General features: G+C 40.2%; 11 protein-coding genes. 4 read left to right on the top strand and 7 right to left on the bottom strand.

Features of this window, described 5'->3' with window-relative positions; translation table 11 throughout:
• Window positions 1-41: 41 nt before the first annotated feature.
• Complete coding sequence (locus LEP1GSC199_RS06225) at window positions 42-938, top strand: AraC family transcriptional regulator (protein WP_039926219.1); 897 nt, start codon at window positions 42-44, stop codon at window positions 936-938.
• On the opposite strand, the gene LEP1GSC199_RS06220 is transcribed toward LEP1GSC199_RS06225, so the two are convergent.
• The 3 genes from LEP1GSC199_RS06220 to LEP1GSC199_RS06210 form a co-directional block, all read right to left on the bottom strand.
• On the bottom strand, window positions 906-1775 hold the full coding sequence (locus tag LEP1GSC199_RS06220) for an RNA polymerase sigma factor (RefSeq protein ID WP_002979114.1): 870 nt from the start codon (window positions 1773-1775) through the stop codon (window positions 906-908). The genes LEP1GSC199_RS06225 and LEP1GSC199_RS06220 overlap by 33 nt on opposite strands.
• On the bottom strand, window positions 1772-2149 hold the full coding sequence (locus tag LEP1GSC199_RS06215) for a DUF1304 domain-containing protein (RefSeq protein ID WP_002979218.1): 378 nt from the start codon (window positions 2147-2149) through the stop codon (window positions 1772-1774). The genes LEP1GSC199_RS06220 and LEP1GSC199_RS06215 overlap by 4 nt, the downstream gene beginning before the upstream one ends.
• 150 nt (window positions 2150-2299) lie before the next feature.
• Complete coding sequence (locus tag LEP1GSC199_RS06210; RefSeq protein ID WP_002979249.1) at window positions 2300-3898, bottom strand: hypothetical protein; 1599 nt, start codon at window positions 3896-3898, stop codon at window positions 2300-2302.
• Between the two features lie 197 nt (window positions 3899-4095).
• Here LEP1GSC199_RS06210 and LEP1GSC199_RS21705 point away from each other — a divergent pair, with 197 nt between their 5' ends.
• The gene (locus LEP1GSC199_RS21705; protein WP_002979241.1) at window positions 4096-6795 is read left to right on the top strand and encodes a coiled-coil domain-containing protein; all 2700 of its coding nucleotides are present in this window, start codon (window positions 4096-4098) and stop codon (window positions 6793-6795) included.
• Complete coding sequence (locus tag LEP1GSC199_RS06200) at window positions 6796-7575, top strand: hypothetical protein (protein ID WP_002979229.1); 780 nt, start codon at window positions 6796-6798, stop codon at window positions 7573-7575.
• Between the two features lie 131 nt (window positions 7576-7706).
• Here the strand turns inward: LEP1GSC199_RS06200 and LEP1GSC199_RS06195 are convergent, their stop codons facing one another.
• The gene (locus LEP1GSC199_RS06195; protein WP_002979167.1) at window positions 7707-9230 is read right to left on the bottom strand and encodes a hypothetical protein; all 1524 of its coding nucleotides are present in this window, start codon (window positions 9228-9230) and stop codon (window positions 7707-7709) included.
• 55 nt (window positions 9231-9285) lie between these two features.
• The gene (locus LEP1GSC199_RS06190; protein WP_002979139.1) at window positions 9286-10716 is read right to left on the bottom strand and encodes a glycogen/starch synthase; all 1431 of its coding nucleotides are present in this window, start codon (window positions 10714-10716) and stop codon (window positions 9286-9288) included.
• Window positions 10717-10786: 70 nt separating this feature from the next.
• On the opposite strand from LEP1GSC199_RS06190, the gene pckA reads away from it, so the two are divergent.
• Window positions 10787-12379: a phosphoenolpyruvate carboxykinase (ATP) gene (gene pckA / locus LEP1GSC199_RS06185; protein ID WP_002979257.1), complete on the top strand. Its 1593-nt coding sequence runs from the start codon at window positions 10787-10789 to the stop codon at window positions 12377-12379.
• Window positions 12380-12514: 135 nt separating this feature from the next.
• Here pckA and LEP1GSC199_RS06180 read toward each other — a convergent pair whose 3' ends face one another.
• Both LEP1GSC199_RS06180 and LEP1GSC199_RS06175 read right to left on the bottom strand, forming a co-directional pair.
• A complete protein-coding gene (locus LEP1GSC199_RS06180; protein WP_002979247.1) occupies window positions 12515-12931 on the bottom strand; it encodes a DUF1761 domain-containing protein in 417 nt (138 codons plus the stop codon).
• An 86-nt stretch (window positions 12932-13017) separates the two neighbouring features.
• Window positions 13018-13782 carry a helix-turn-helix domain-containing protein gene (locus LEP1GSC199_RS06175; protein ID WP_002979214.1) on the bottom strand — a complete coding sequence of 255 codons (765 nt, stop codon included), beginning with the start codon at window positions 13780-13782 and terminating at the stop codon, window positions 13018-13020.
• Window positions 13783-14249: the final 467 nt, after the last annotated feature.

Raw genomic sequence — 14249 nt, 5'->3', positions numbered from 1 at the left:
AAATCGATGGACATTCGGTGGTTCTTTTCCGAAAAAGACCTATGGATCTACTTTCCGATATTCTTTCTTCCGCCGGTTGGAAAAATGACCTACTTTCCAAAGGGCAAATTTTTGATAGTTTTGGGTTCCACTTTCCTTGTGAAAAGAGTGGTGGTTTCCATGTCGTAACACAAGGCAGCTGTTATGCGAGGCTTGCTGGAACTACCATTCCTCTTCATAAGGGTGATCTTATCTTTATCACCAGAGGAATCAATCATGAGCTTTTATCGGATCCAAAAGTAAAAGTAGTAACCATCGAACGTTTTTTAGGTGATAAGGAAATTCGAATCAAAAAAGAAAATCCTGTCACCACCTTTGTTTCTGTTCGTTACGAGGTTCCGCCCGGTCCTATCCATCCACTTTTTTTGGAATTACCCGATTATATACATATTCCTTACGAAACCATCCAAGCCCACCATGCCCTCGGAGATATCATTCAAATCCTTTCTCGTGAATTAGAATTGAATCTGGGAACAGACTTAATTGTCCAAAGACTAACGGACATTTTGTTATACTATATGTTACGCATGTGGCTGGGTCAACATGTGGATTCGAAAGCCGGATGGGTGAAAGCCTTCCATGATACGTTAGTCTTGTACGCCTTGGAAAAATTACACAATGGATATAGTAAGGAATGGACCATCGAATCTTTGGCAAAAGAAACAGGAGTCTCTCGAGCAAACCTGGCGAACCGTTTTCGTGATGTTTTGGGAATCCCGCCGATGGAATACTTGGCAAAACTCAGAATGGAAAAAGCCAAACAAATGTTTCAAAAAGGGAACATGGGGTTGGAAGAAATTGCACAAAATGTTGGTTATGCGTCAGCTTTTTCTTTTTCAAAAGCTTATAAACGTATTTTTGGAAATTCACCGAGTCGTGAGTGGAAACGAGTTGTGTAAAAGCGTTCGAATGTTTTCCAGTTGGTTTTTTTTCGGTAAGTATTCGGGATGATTACGAAATACTTCAGCAGCTTTTCGAATTTTCGATGTATTCACCATCATCGGTTTTATTTCTTTCCACCTTCCATCTGATTTCATTTGTTCTGAAAGTTTGAGATAGGATTTGATCCTTCCTGCCCTTGTGGCATAAGTGATTCGGTTTGTACATTGGCATGGGTTGTCTGCTTTTGTTAAAGAACATTCTTTTCCAAGAAAGGCCTCCATTTGTTTTCTAGATCTAGACAATCTTTGGCGAAAAGTCTCTGGGCGAACACCCATCACAGAGGCACCTTCTTCACTCGAAGTTTGAAACACTTCTCCCAAAAGATAAGCCATCCGATAGGGTCTTGTAAGACCTTGTAACATGGCATAGGTGCAAGCCACTTGGACATGTAAAACCAATTCAGAAACTTTGGGTGAAGTATCTTCTTCCAAAGTTTGTGTTGGAAAATAGGAAGAAGGATTGAAAGGGACCTGAGTTCGGTGTAATTCTTCGCGCACAGCTCGTAAATGAACTTTGCGTCGTTCCATTTTTGATTTTTGTACATTGATCAAATGGTTACTGGCAATCCGGTAGATCCAAGTTGATAGTTTACTTTCTTTTCGAAAACTACCTAAGTTGGTAATCACTTTAACCAAAATTTCTTGGGTGGCGTCTTCCGCATCTTCCGGGTTCCATAAAAATTTCAATGCCAGAGAAAAAACTTTTGGTTGGAAGATTTGAATCAATTCTTCCAATGCATTTGTTTTTCCAGCAAGGGAACTTTCTAGTAGAAGAAGATGCGGATCGTCTATCATCGATTTTTGTTTGTTAGATAGTGAACAATGAGTGCAAGTAATGCCGGTAGACCTTGCGAAAATAAAATGGAAAACTTAGCGGTTGCTGAACCATAAATTCCTGCTACCACAACACAGATGAGAAAAAACAAAATGGTTTGGAATTGTTGTTTTTGGTCTTTGATAAAAATCAGTGCCCAAAAAAGTCCCGCTGCTAAAAATCCATTATAAAGACCTTGGTTTTTTGCTAATTTTGCAGTGATCTCCGCAGTTTCAGGTGTTAGCTGGAATACTTTCATTCCAAACTCTGTTTTCCAAAGAAACATCTCTAATACTAGAATGAACACATGTTCGACGGCAACAAAGCCAGTCAGGATGAGAGAAGTGAGTTTCATAAAATTCTCCTAAAGAATTGTTTTCTTCTTGGGACAATTGATTTTACCGTTTGTGACAGAATTACGAGAAAAAAATAGAAAAAGTTAGCAAATAAACAACCTCTGAAACCAATTCCATCGAAGTTGGTCCGAATCATCCTAGACTAAACTTTATGGTTCTTCGATCGCAGGTTTTGTAGAGACCTCCAAAAACCCATTGTTCGCAGGAAAATTTAAATACCTGCGAAGTGAAACCATTCGCCCATTACAAGCATCATGAATGTTTACGTTCAAACCCACTAATCCAGAGACCGGGTTAGTAACAAAGATGTTAGTTTCATATCGAATGGATTGGTAACGACCAGACCTACCATTCATCCGTAAGGTAATATCCTGGTAGGGATTAATTCCTGAGCCATAACTAATCGTTTCGAGACCCGTCATCTGAGTGCCGTTTTCAGTTCCCAAAAGTTTCACTCGAATTTCGTCGTCATAGGAAATGTAAGCCAAGGCTGGAACTTGATCGATAACATTTGTTGTAGAAGAACCTAAAAATTGATTCCAAAGTAAATTTCCATTCAGATCAAATTTAACAAATGAGTAGTTTCTGAAATTCCCTGCTGAATAGTATTGGTAATCATGAATGGGAGAACCGTAAGATCCAGCAACCACACCAGTTCCATAAAACCCGTCGTTTGCCACTTTGATCGCTTCTAGTTTTCCCACATTAAAGGATGTATTGTTTGATCCAAGATAAGTGATTTTTGATACTTCTTGCGTATTCGCTTTTAATTGTGCGGAAAATCCTCTTGTGAAACCGACGGCCGGATGACCTGAAAAATTTTCGATAAAATTTAATGCAGAGCCACCTAACAGTATGTTCCCATCTTTTGAATATGCTGCGGATATAACTTCAAAATCTCCCGAACCACGTAAAAATCTTTGGCGTAATGGTGTTCCGTTTCCGTTTAAAATGGCCCAACCAATTTCTTTTTGTCCCGCAAATATTCCGTTGGAAGCGACTGTTGGAGCAGGAAATTCTGTGAGACCAACTGTGTTAGGCGTGTTTACTGCGGTTCCTATTGAAGTATAAAAAAGATGCATTTGGTCAGACGAATCGACAACATGGGATATTTTATCGATACTAAATGTTCCTGCTGCCATATCTAAATAAGTGAACCATACTCTAGAACCGGATGGGGAATATCGGGCCGCCATAAAAGATTGCGAAAATAGTTTTGGTGAGATGGCGCCTAATTGTTCTGTTCCTATGACTTGGGTAAAAACTCCGATCTCTCCATTGGAAAACTCAGAGAGACTGGAAAAGCTGCTATTCGCAGTAGTTGTTGCTGCGACACCTAAATAATCTAACCACTCGATTTCAAATGTTCTTCCATTTACTAGAAAAATGACAATGGCAGGGTCGGTTCCTATTGCTCCCGTGTAACTATAGTTAACGCCGCTACTTCGACCAGACCAGGAAATGGGTTCCGAAACACTAGCAGTGACCACATAATTTCCGTTTTTTAAAGGAAGGAGTGAATGGGGTAATGCTAGATAATTTCCACTCCCAATCCTTACATTCCCCCTGATATGAGCACTGCAAACGGATCGTAAGTAAAGATTCATAATCGCAGTCTCAAAATAACTTTTGGATTTTGGATCACTCGGATTGTTTAAATCTAATTTGCAATGACTGAAGGAGAAACTGAGGCAGAGAAGATAGATAAACGAGATAAAAAATTTATGAATTCTAAAACTAAAAAACATGGTTCTTCCAATTCTATAGATAGAAGGGATGGATGGAAATTAATTATTGAATTTAAAATCTAAAAAAGAACAGAAACAGTTAGTTTTCAGAAGCCATTTGTGGGAATGGGGGAGAAAATTCTTTGGGGAATTTACGAGTGGGGCCTGGGAAGAGTGGGAATGGGGATTTAGATAAAAACCATTCCACACGTTAGAGAATGATTGACTATAGAAATTTTTCAAAAATACAATTCGAATGTTTTCATTATACAAATTACTTTGTAAAGATGTCAAATTTGCTTTTATATTTCAATCATACCAAAAAAGGCCTATTCAACGTTTGGGACAATGCAGATGGGACGCTAGCAGGAGCGAGTAGTGGAGTACAACAGGCAGCCGACGTAACAACGAATGGTGCCGCCAACTTTGGGTTAAATTACAACCCGACAGGCGAAGGCCCGCGTAAGGACTGGAACTTCTCACTTATGTACGACACAGCGGGGCCCGGGCTATCCGCAAGCGTAGGTTACACGGATCCAGGGTCCAATCTTGGAATGACGTCCACAGTAAACAGGGATGGCCTATCTACATCTCTCGAACATAATGGCATAAGTATAGGAACCAATGGCCCGAATGGTTTCCAGATGGACGAAATCAACTTCGCAGAACAGAACATCAATGCTGCACAGGATCAGTCGCAGGACAACCAATCAAACAGAGATACGACTGATGCTGACCCGACTCGCAACCAAGATAGTGACAATGATTTCTTTGCGGACATGGGAGAGGCGGCAGGCGTTGCCATTGCTGGCCTTCTTGCAGGTGGTGCAGGACTTGTGACAGGGTTGTTTGGTGGTGGAACGGGAGGAGCGACAACTGGGGGAAATGCGAGTCCGGTGCCGACTAATACAGGAGTTGTGGCCACTGATGAGCCTGTGAGGAGGAGAGAGGATGAGGAAGGTGGGGATGATGTTGCCGAGGGGGATACTGATAATTCTATCTTACTAGCCGATGCCACAAAAAAGAATCCCTATGCGCTGGATTTTCTTTCTCAATCGTTAAGAGATCAAATGGGATATTATGATCCACGGATGGATCCTGACAATCTCCGACCTTCCGACGATGTTCGATCACGAGAAACTATAATCGATATAATAGATAGACCTGCTAGGGAGAGTTTAAAGCTAACACAACCTCAATTGGAAACTTACAGAGAGAAAATAAGTAAATTTGAGAAAAACGTTAAAGATTCGGAGCCTCCTGTTGTCAAAACAGACAATCTGCTTGTCTCAGAAGAAAACGATTTAAAAAATCTTAGGGAAAAGCGGACTGAGTTAATTAAATCGTTTCAACAAAAGATTTTAGATGATATAAGAAAAAGTCCAACAGATGCTCCATATAAGGAAAGCGCGGATTTGGCAAAGTTGCGAAAAGTTTTTGAGACCGAACTTGCAAAAGTGGATAAAGGAATCAAAAGATTAAATGCCAAGGCAGACATTCCTTTTAAGACACCAGTTAAATCAAAAGATATTGTGGCTGAAGCAACAAGTCGAACAAACTTTGAAAAGATCATGAATCTCTCAAAAGATGAGGCTAGCCAAAGAAACCGAGAACTGACGATAGAACAAGATAAAAAAAGTAAAGTAGACAAAGATCTCGAAGAACAAAGGTCAAAGATAGTCGAATTAGACAAAGCGTTCGATTCCCTAGAAAAAATGAAATCGAAACTACCGGAGTCTGAGGTAATCGCTGCGAAAAAGCTACTCCAAGAGTATATGACAAGTGCAAAACAGGATTATGCTGTCAAACTAGAAAAACAGGAGTCCGTCTATAAGGAGGCATTTGAAAGGAAAACAAAAGAGTCCACAGCAATACTCAATAAAATCTATGGTGATCAAAAGAAAACACTAGAAACTGAGTTGGAATCAATTAAGGATAGTAAGCTAAAAACAGACATCGATAACGTTAAAAAGATAAAGGCAGACATAGCCCAACTGGAAACGAATAAAAATGCTGCTATTGATTCAATTGACAATAAGTATAAATCTAGCACGGTAATCGTTTTGGATCGCTCTCAGGATGCGAAGGCGGACAAGGATGCAAAGTTCCACAATCCAAAAGTTTTGATTGATCAGTATACCCAATCCAATCTAAAATTCATCAATGAATCGTTGTATCCTAGCGGTGCACCAGAATTCTCTACTAAAGAATTACCTGGAAATCCGACGAGACAACAGTTGGTTTTAAAAGATAGTGCTGGCGTTGATAGCGGAGTCATCATCTTAGGAACACAGGGAGTGAACCAACACTCCGATTACGGTGAAAAAGTAATTGTAGTTTCTGACCAAAAAGAAGATATTCCAGCGGGTAGTTGGGATTCCGATCTTGGAAAGTATATCTATATCCAAGCAGGAGGTAATACGTGCCAATCGTATACACTGTTAGGTCAGATGGTCCAAGAGGGTGTTAAATTTCGCGACAATTCGGAAGTGGGCCGGAAGCTTATCCATGAATTGACAAGGCTCCAATACCAGAAGGGAGAAACTGGGAATATGTCTACAGATACAATAAACGCATACAATAGAATCTTGGATCAATTTGGTTTGAAAGCGAAGGAATTTACTTCCCAATTAGGTGACAACACTGCGAAACACAATGCGATCAAAGAACAACTTCGAAATGGAAAAATTGTGAATTCAGGAATGTATTTGGATGCACCGCCAGCAGCGCCTAAATATAATGAAAAAGGTGAGATAAAAGAACCTTCTCAAGGTCATAGAGTGAACATTGTAGGATTTGATGATGTAAAAGGAGAATGGATAGTAAACGATTCGAACCAAAAAGGAGAGCTGACTCGTTACAAGTATAGCGATTTTGAACTTGGAAATCGTTGGTCCACAGTTTTGGAAAAAAAATAAATGAAACGATTCATTCTATTATTTTTAATTATCCGATCATCTGTATTCGCCAGTGATGGCGTGGACTTAGCAAATGTTCGGAAAAAAATAGAAAAGCAGAATAATGGTTTTATGACTGGAACATTGATAACTTCAATGGAAGACAACTGGTTCTATGGTGTAAATTATTATAAAAAAGATGGTTCGTTTAAGAAGCTAATAACGCTAAAAGAAAGAGAAGAAATTATCGAAAAATTTGGCGATCGTCGGAGATGGTTTGTGACCAAATGGCAAGGCAAGCAACCTGCAATCTATGTGTCAGCTTCGTATAATGGGAATTATGATTTAGAAAACAATCTTCAAGCAAAAGACTTAAAAGATGATTATCTATTCTACTTCAAGAACTACTGCGAATTTGATGGCATTGTTGATACTCGTTATGCGAGGATCAAAAAAATGCGAATTACTTATTACGATACACCGTATACCGCTGTGAACAATATGATGAATATAAAAATCTCTAGTAATTTCAAAAAAATTGTCAGTTACGATATTGATCTCAAAGAGGATGATAAGATCATAAATGCCATGCAATCTTTTAAGCCTGTAAAATCTTCAACATGGTACGGGAATATTTTCGCTATCCAAATGAAAGTGTTAGAGGTGTATCCTGGTGAGAAAGATATGCCGCTCTGCACATCCGATTATTACATGGGGTATAAAGGCTGGGGTAGTTATGAGGATGTTTTAAAGCAGATAGATGAGTTGCCTGAGCTGAAAGGGAAGAGGAATCCGTATTAGTAAAAACTCGACCCCTCGCGCCATTCACGCTTGCGTCTATCGAAGTGCCGATCGAAGCGAAGAGCGGGATCGGTTAATCGAAAGAAGCAGGCTACATCTAACACATCCGAGGCGCCAAATCCTTTTACCATCTAAGGCAAACTTACATTCTCTATGCCCATTTGGGTGGCTTCAATAGGTGGTATGGTGGTAAATCTAGTATAATTCAATCGAACCATTTTTCCAGAACAAACTTCTCGTGTAACTTCTGTTTGTTCCATCGCAGGTAGTGCTAAGTTGGTAGAATAATGAAACCGATTGAAGGTGCCCGTGGCGGGGTTTACAAAAACATCTGCCAGTGTATAGGGACCAGATCCGGTGCCTGTGGTAGAATCTGCTGTAGAGGTGAACCGACCTGTCGTGGCGGTTGTTTGCATTCTTACGAAAAGTTGGGAAGAAGAAAGAAATGTTGGTTCAGATTCTGTTGTATCCATTACACTTTCTGTAGCACTCCCCAAAAAAGAATTCCATAGGACAGCTCCACTGGTATTTAATTTAGTAATGATAAAATGTTTGTTGGTTCCGTCGGCTGCGACGATGGGTTCGGAGGGACTTCCATAAGTATGCCGACCTGCCCCAATTGTATAAATGAAATCATCTTTCACTAAAAAACGCGAGGCACCATAGTCCAATTCCGCACTTGTTCCTAAATATTGATACCAAATGGTAGTTCCATCGTTCTCATTTAATTTCATGACAAATGGCATTTGATACGTTGGGTTAGGGTGGATGGTTCCATTGGCACCTTGGCTTGCGGTTCCAGTAATAAAAAGTCCAGAGGCATTGGCTTCGGCCCCAAAAATATAATCTCCTCCAGAACTTGTAAAGTAACGTTGGAAGATCATGGAACCACTTTCATTCACTATTAAGTGGATCATATCGGAGTCGGATCCCGGATCAAGCGATGTATTGCTAATGGCTTGACCGTCAACAAACGGTGAGTTTGCAGGTGTACCACCAAAATTTTCGATAAACACATGCAAACGGTTGGATGTATCGATTGCAGAAACTACATACTCACCAATACTTACGGAATCTAAGTAGGTAAACCAAACACGCGTTCCATCTTCTCTGATCCTTCCTACAAAAAGTGCTGAGGCAGTTCCTATTCCCGATTTTGCGTTGATGGTTCCGGGCTGTTCGGCTCCCTTCACAATAAAAGCAACGGAGATGTCACCGTTGGAATACTTTCTTAATTTAGGTTTATAGGTTACCTCGCTACTAGCTTCGCCAAGATAGTCCACCCAAAGGATCTCTCCGTTTGTGCGTGAGACTCGCATTAGGAATGTATTCAAATTGACACCGGCACTTCCCGCAAAACCATTCGTAACTCCAGAAGACGAACCAGGAATCAGATACTCTCTTGTAATGCCCGAAACCAAATAGTCTCCGTTGGACAAGGTGATTAAATCGGATCCGGTAGTTTTATAGGTTCCTGTTCCATAAGTTTTTTTCCAGGATTGAAAGTTAAAACAAGGATCGGAGAGAAGGAATGCCTTTAGTAAATTTGTTAGGAAAAAATCTTTGGATCTTGGGTCACTGGGGTTGTTGAGATTTAATTTGCAGGAGGATGTGAATAGAACAAAAACAAATACAGAAAAAGAAAAAAACTTCATATACTAATGATAACAATCGAAACCAAACCCCTTCTAAATGAACAGTAGAAATTGACTAAATTTGTAATTCAATAGACCTAAAGTAGACTGATTGGTATTCTATTTTCCTTTTTTCCCAACTCCAATCCAAATTCATAATGTTTTTCACTACAACGTCTCTTTCTTTTGATCGGAACAAATCATTGGCTCTTTCTAAGGCATACCCCAGCGAACCCGTGTCATTCGGTTCAAAGACAATTCCTGTTTTGTATTCTAAGAAACTGGATTCTTCTACCGTATCACGCAATCCCCCCACACGAGAGACAATGGGGATGGTTCCGTAAACATGACTGTACATTTGGTTCAGACCACAAGGTTCAAAGAGAGATGGCATGAGAAAAAAATCACTGGCGGCTTCTATTTTGTGAGCCAAACTTTCGTTGTATCCTTTATAAAAATAAAATAGTTCGGGTATGGTTTCCGAAAGGTGAAAAAAAGCATTTTCTGTTTCTGGATCACCCGAACCAAGAACCACATAACGGTGCGGTAGGTGGCGTCTTTCTAAAAATGCTTTTAAGAATGTGGGAAATCCTTTTTGGTAGGTAAGTCTGCCAATCAGACCCACCAAGGGAGCATCCAAAGGCAAAAATGGTCTCCCAATTTCTTTATACAGTTCCGTTTTATTTTTTAATTTTCCTTCTTTCCAATTCGAATCGGTGAAGGTTTTATAAATTCGTTTGTCTGTCTTCGCATTCCATTCGTCCGAATCGATTCCATTCAAAATTCCAGAGTAGTCAGAGGCTCTTTGATTCAAAGAGTAACTCAGTCCAAATCCATTGGGTTCGATGAGTGTTTCTTCTCTGTATCCGGGGCTTACCGTGGTGATTTGCCCAGCAGAGAGAATCCCGGCCTTCATATAATTACATTTCCCATTATGGTCAAAGGGGCTTGTGACTAAACGAAAGGGTTCTTCTTTTAAAAATCCCGTCATCCAAAAGGGATGATCCCCCTGGTAAGCCAAATTGTGGATGGTGAAGACAGTAGGGATGGGGAAAGCGGAGTCCTTTTGTAGAGCGACCGAAAGGGCTGTATGCCAATCATGTGCGTGAAAGATATCTACTTTCAATATTTGACTTAACGCATAACAAGCGTAAGAGAACATGGAAAAGCGAAAGTGTTCTTCTGCGTGTCCGTAGATGGAATCTAAAGATTGGAAGAGGTCTGATTGGAAAAAGTACAACTTGACCCCTGATTCTTCGGCTTCCATAAACCGAGAGGTTTTGAGTACGGAAACAATCAGTGAATCTGTTTTGGCATCTTTCGGAAGGAGAGCCGGATACTCTTGGCCTGTCCACCGAGGCTCTTTCCCCAAACCACCAATGTATGGTAATGCGACATAAACTTCTTCTGTCTTGGACTGTTCTTTGGTGAGGGAGGCAAGCATGTCGGCAAGTCCACCCATCTTGATGTAAGGAAAATATTCTGCGGATGCGTGGAGAATCTTCATTTTCTGTTATTGACACCGACTCGCAAAGTAAGAAGCTAGAAAAACACAAAGTGAAATCGAGGAGAGATCCATGCCAGTATCTATTAATCTGCGCGGCCTTGCTGAATTAGGCCTTAAACCGTCCGAAGTCTTCCATAACTTATCTTACGAAGAAATTTACCAGCACGAATTGAACAACAAAGAAGGCGTAACTTCTGATAACGGAACCATGATGGTAGATACCGGGATTTTTACGGGTCGCTCCCCTAAAGACAAATACTTTGTCGATGAACCTTCTTCCACAAACAACATTTGGTGGGGTCCGGTCAACACAAAGGTTTCCGAAGCGATCTTCAATGAATTATACGCAGAAGTAACCAAATTCCTCGATAGCAAAAAACTCTATGTTTTTGATGGTCACGCAGGAACAAATGATGACACACGAATCTCTCTCCGTGTGGTCACAGAAAGAGCTTGGCAACACCATTTTTGTACAAACATGTTCCTTCGCCCCACGAAGGAAGAATTAGAAAAACTAAATCCAGAATTTACCATCATCAACGCTTCTGGTTACAAAAACGCAAAATACAAAGAACACGGCCTAAACTCCGAAGTATTTGTGATCTTCCACTTAGCAAAAAAAATCTGTATCATCGGTGGAACCGAATACGGTGGAGAGATGAAAAAAGGAATTTTCTCCGTAATGAACTACTACTTACCATTGAAAAACGTGCTTACTATGCATTGTTCGGCAAACGTAGGTAAGGATGGAGATAGCGCACTTTTTTTTGGTCTATCGGGAACAGGAAAAACCACTCTTTCCACTGACCCACACCGCCGCCTCATTGGTGATGATGAACATGGTTGGGACAACAACGGTATCTTCAATATTGAAGGTGGATGTTACGCAAAAACCATCAACCTAGATCCAAAAACAGAACCAGAAATCTATGCAGCCATCCGCCGTGATGCTCTTCTCGAAAACGTAGTCTTCGATGCAACAACTAAGAAAGTAGATTATTCTTCTGCGGCAAAAACAGAAAACACTCGAGTTTCTTATCCAATTTTCCACATCGACAACATCCAACCAGGATCCAAAGCAGGACACCCGAACACTGTGATTTTCCTTACTTACGATGCTTACGGTGTTCTTCCTGCAGTTTCTAAACTTTCTATCGAACAAGCAATGTATCACTTCCTTTCTGGTTACACAGCTAAGGTTGCGGGAACAGAGCGTGGCGTGAAAGAACCACAAGCCACTTTCTCTGCATGTTTTGGTCAGGCGTTTATGACTCTTCACCCGACATACTACGCAAAGTTACTTGGTGAAAAAATGAAAACTCACAAAGTAAATGCATACCTCATCAACACTGGACTTGTGGGTGGAAAGTATGGTGTAGGAAAACGTATGAACCTTCCTGCCACTCGCCAAATCATCAATGAAATCCTAAACGGGAACATTGAAAAATCCGAGTTCGAAAAACACCCGGTATTCCAAGTGTCTTTCCCAAAAACCGTAGAAGGTGTGGATTCTCATATCCTAAACCCACGTAACGCTTGGGAAAACAAAGAAGAGTATGATAAAACGGCACAGGACCTTGCAAAACAATTCATTGAGAACTACAAAAAATACCTCACTGGTTCCAAAGAATTTGACTACAGCCAATACGGCCCAGTAGCGTAGGGAAACTTGAATAAAAAAGAAGTCGTCGCCTGATTTGTATTAGGCGGCCCTTGAAAACCTTTTACAATAAAAGGTGTTAACAAAAAAAAACCATCCTTGGATCACCTCGGATGGTTTTTTAATTTTTTGGTATCTTTAGATGTTTTGAACTAAAATCAATGCAACGAGATTGATCCCCACAAAATGGTAAACACTCGAAATCGCACCATAGAGAATTGGTTTTGGAATATTCGGATTGATGGCAATATTCAACGTATTGGCAGATAAATACCCAATTCCAAGGAAACTTCCCCAAACCAGAGCATCCATCGTTTGTTGGATTTCTAATCTAGAAAATAAGATCGCTGTGGTGATTGTGATCACAAGTGTACAAACCGCAGGACCAATTATAAATATCATGGCTAACGGTTGTTCTTTGTCGTTTTCTTTTCCAAGGGAAACTAAATACAGTTTTTTAAACAAAATGGTAAACCAAAGGTAACCTAGAAAAAAATATACTAGGAACGCCAAAAACACATTAATCCAGTGCAAACTTAAAAAAATCTCTAACATAAACAATTCCTTTGATAGATAATTATTCTCTTTATAGCGGATTTTTTTAAGGACCGATTGTAAAAAATCAGGGTGGTTGATTTTTTTTATGCCAAAAATTGTGTTGGTGTTTTGCCTGTGAATGATTTGAATTCTTTAATAAAATGTGATTGGTCGAAATATCCAAAATCGTAAGCAAGCCTTGTAAAAGAAGTATACTTAGGTATCTCTCGAATCGCAGAACTCATGCGAATGATCGATGATATTCTTTTGGGAGTGGCTCCCGTAATCTCTCTAAATTTCTTTTCAAAAGTATCGATACTTAAATTCACAAGGGATGCTATCTCCTGGATTCTGATTTTCCCTTGGGTTTGGTTCATTTGCGAAATCGCCTCAATGATCCTTTTGTCCATCGTTTGAATTTTCATTGCTTTCCATAAAAAGATTTCAAGTTGTTCTATCTTGGAACGATTGTCATTTGTTTCTTGCAACCTTGAATGTATCTCATCTAAATCTGTTTTGTCAAATAATTCATATCCAGAAATGCCGATTTCATTCAATTCATACATGGGCCTATTGAGAAAAGAAAAAGCACCCCATGGTTGGAACTTCACAATCAGAATTTCCGTCCCTTTCGAAAGTGTATTGTGTTTTACTGTCTTACGAAGTCCCGATAAAGAAATAGATGGCAACTGATTCCGATCGGAATGGATACGATAATCATGATTGCCTTTGAGTTTGATCGTCAAAACAAACGAATGATGTGGAATGATCGACTTATTAAAACTCTCATCACATTGGATGAGAAGATAACTCTCCACATAACTTCTCAATGGCGGCTGAGGTTTGTATTCTGTGACAATCGGTTCCATAGGAATTGATTCCAATGGAACTTATTTGGATACTTTGTAAAGGATTTTCCCACGAATGGATTCGAAGTACGATGGCCTGGATGATTCAGAATATGGGCGCCTCGAATTGGTTAGGTGATTTTTACTTTATCGAATACCGACCGGGCTCCTCCGGGGTGCGCTTGCGCTCCCGTCCCCCGCCATCTAACGATGGCAGGTGACCAGGCCCTTCGGATCCTATATGTGAGAAGATTCTACTAAAATAAACCTGTTAAAAAACAGAACGTAGGATAGAACAATGATGGCCAGGACTCCAGGAAGAATTCTGCAGATCTGTCCCGACGAGGACTTGCTAGGGCTTTGATTCTCCTGGAGTTCTTGACCCTGCCATCACCATTCATAGTAAGTTAGTCTTATGACGAAGACTACATAATAGGATTCATGGGATGACAGGGTTTGGCAACTTTTTTTCAGGAGAAAATTGTATG

Origin of the sequence: Leptospira vanthielii serovar Holland str. Waz Holland = ATCC 700522 (assembly GCF_000332455.1) — a bacterium.
GTDB lineage: Bacteria > Spirochaetota > Leptospiria > Leptospirales > Leptospiraceae > Leptospira_A > Leptospira_A vanthielii.
The sequence above is the reverse complement of the archived record's forward strand: the minus strand, read 5'-3'. Positions and strand labels throughout refer to the sequence as shown.

What these genes read in the sequence shown, in the direction of transcription:
- LEP1GSC199_RS06225 (WP_039926219.1), top strand. Translation starts at nt 42, where the DNA reads ATGGATCTACTTTCCGATATTCTTTCTTCCGCCGGTTGGAAAAATGAC.
- LEP1GSC199_RS06220 (WP_002979114.1), bottom strand. Translation starts at nt 1,775, where the DNA reads ATGATAGACGATCCGCATCTTCTTCTACTAGAAAGTTCCCTTGCTGGA.
- LEP1GSC199_RS06215 (WP_002979218.1), bottom strand. Translation starts at nt 2,149, where the DNA reads ATGAAACTCACTTCTCTCATCCTGACTGGCTTTGTTGCCGTCGAACAT.
- LEP1GSC199_RS06210 (WP_002979249.1), bottom strand. Translation starts at nt 3,898, where the DNA reads ATGTTTTTTAGTTTTAGAATTCATAAATTTTTTATCTCGTTTATCTAT.
- LEP1GSC199_RS21705 (WP_002979241.1), top strand. Translation starts at nt 4,096, where the DNA reads ATGATTGACTATAGAAATTTTTCAAAAATACAATTCGAATGTTTTCAT.
- LEP1GSC199_RS06200 (WP_002979229.1), top strand. Translation starts at nt 6,796, where the DNA reads ATGAAACGATTCATTCTATTATTTTTAATTATCCGATCATCTGTATTC.
- LEP1GSC199_RS06195 (WP_002979167.1), bottom strand. Translation starts at nt 9,230, where the DNA reads ATGAAGTTTTTTTCTTTTTCTGTATTTGTTTTTGTTCTATTCACATCC.
- LEP1GSC199_RS06190 (WP_002979139.1), bottom strand. Translation starts at nt 10,716, where the DNA reads ATGAAGATTCTCCACGCATCCGCAGAATATTTTCCTTACATCAAGATG.
- pckA (WP_002979257.1), top strand. Translation starts at nt 10,787, where the DNA reads ATGCCAGTATCTATTAATCTGCGCGGCCTTGCTGAATTAGGCCTTAAA.
- LEP1GSC199_RS06180 (WP_002979247.1), bottom strand. Translation starts at nt 12,931, where the DNA reads ATGTTAGAGATTTTTTTAAGTTTGCACTGGATTAATGTGTTTTTGGCG.
- LEP1GSC199_RS06175 (WP_002979214.1), bottom strand. Translation starts at nt 13,782, where the DNA reads ATGGAACCGATTGTCACAGAATACAAACCTCAGCCGCCATTGAGAAGT.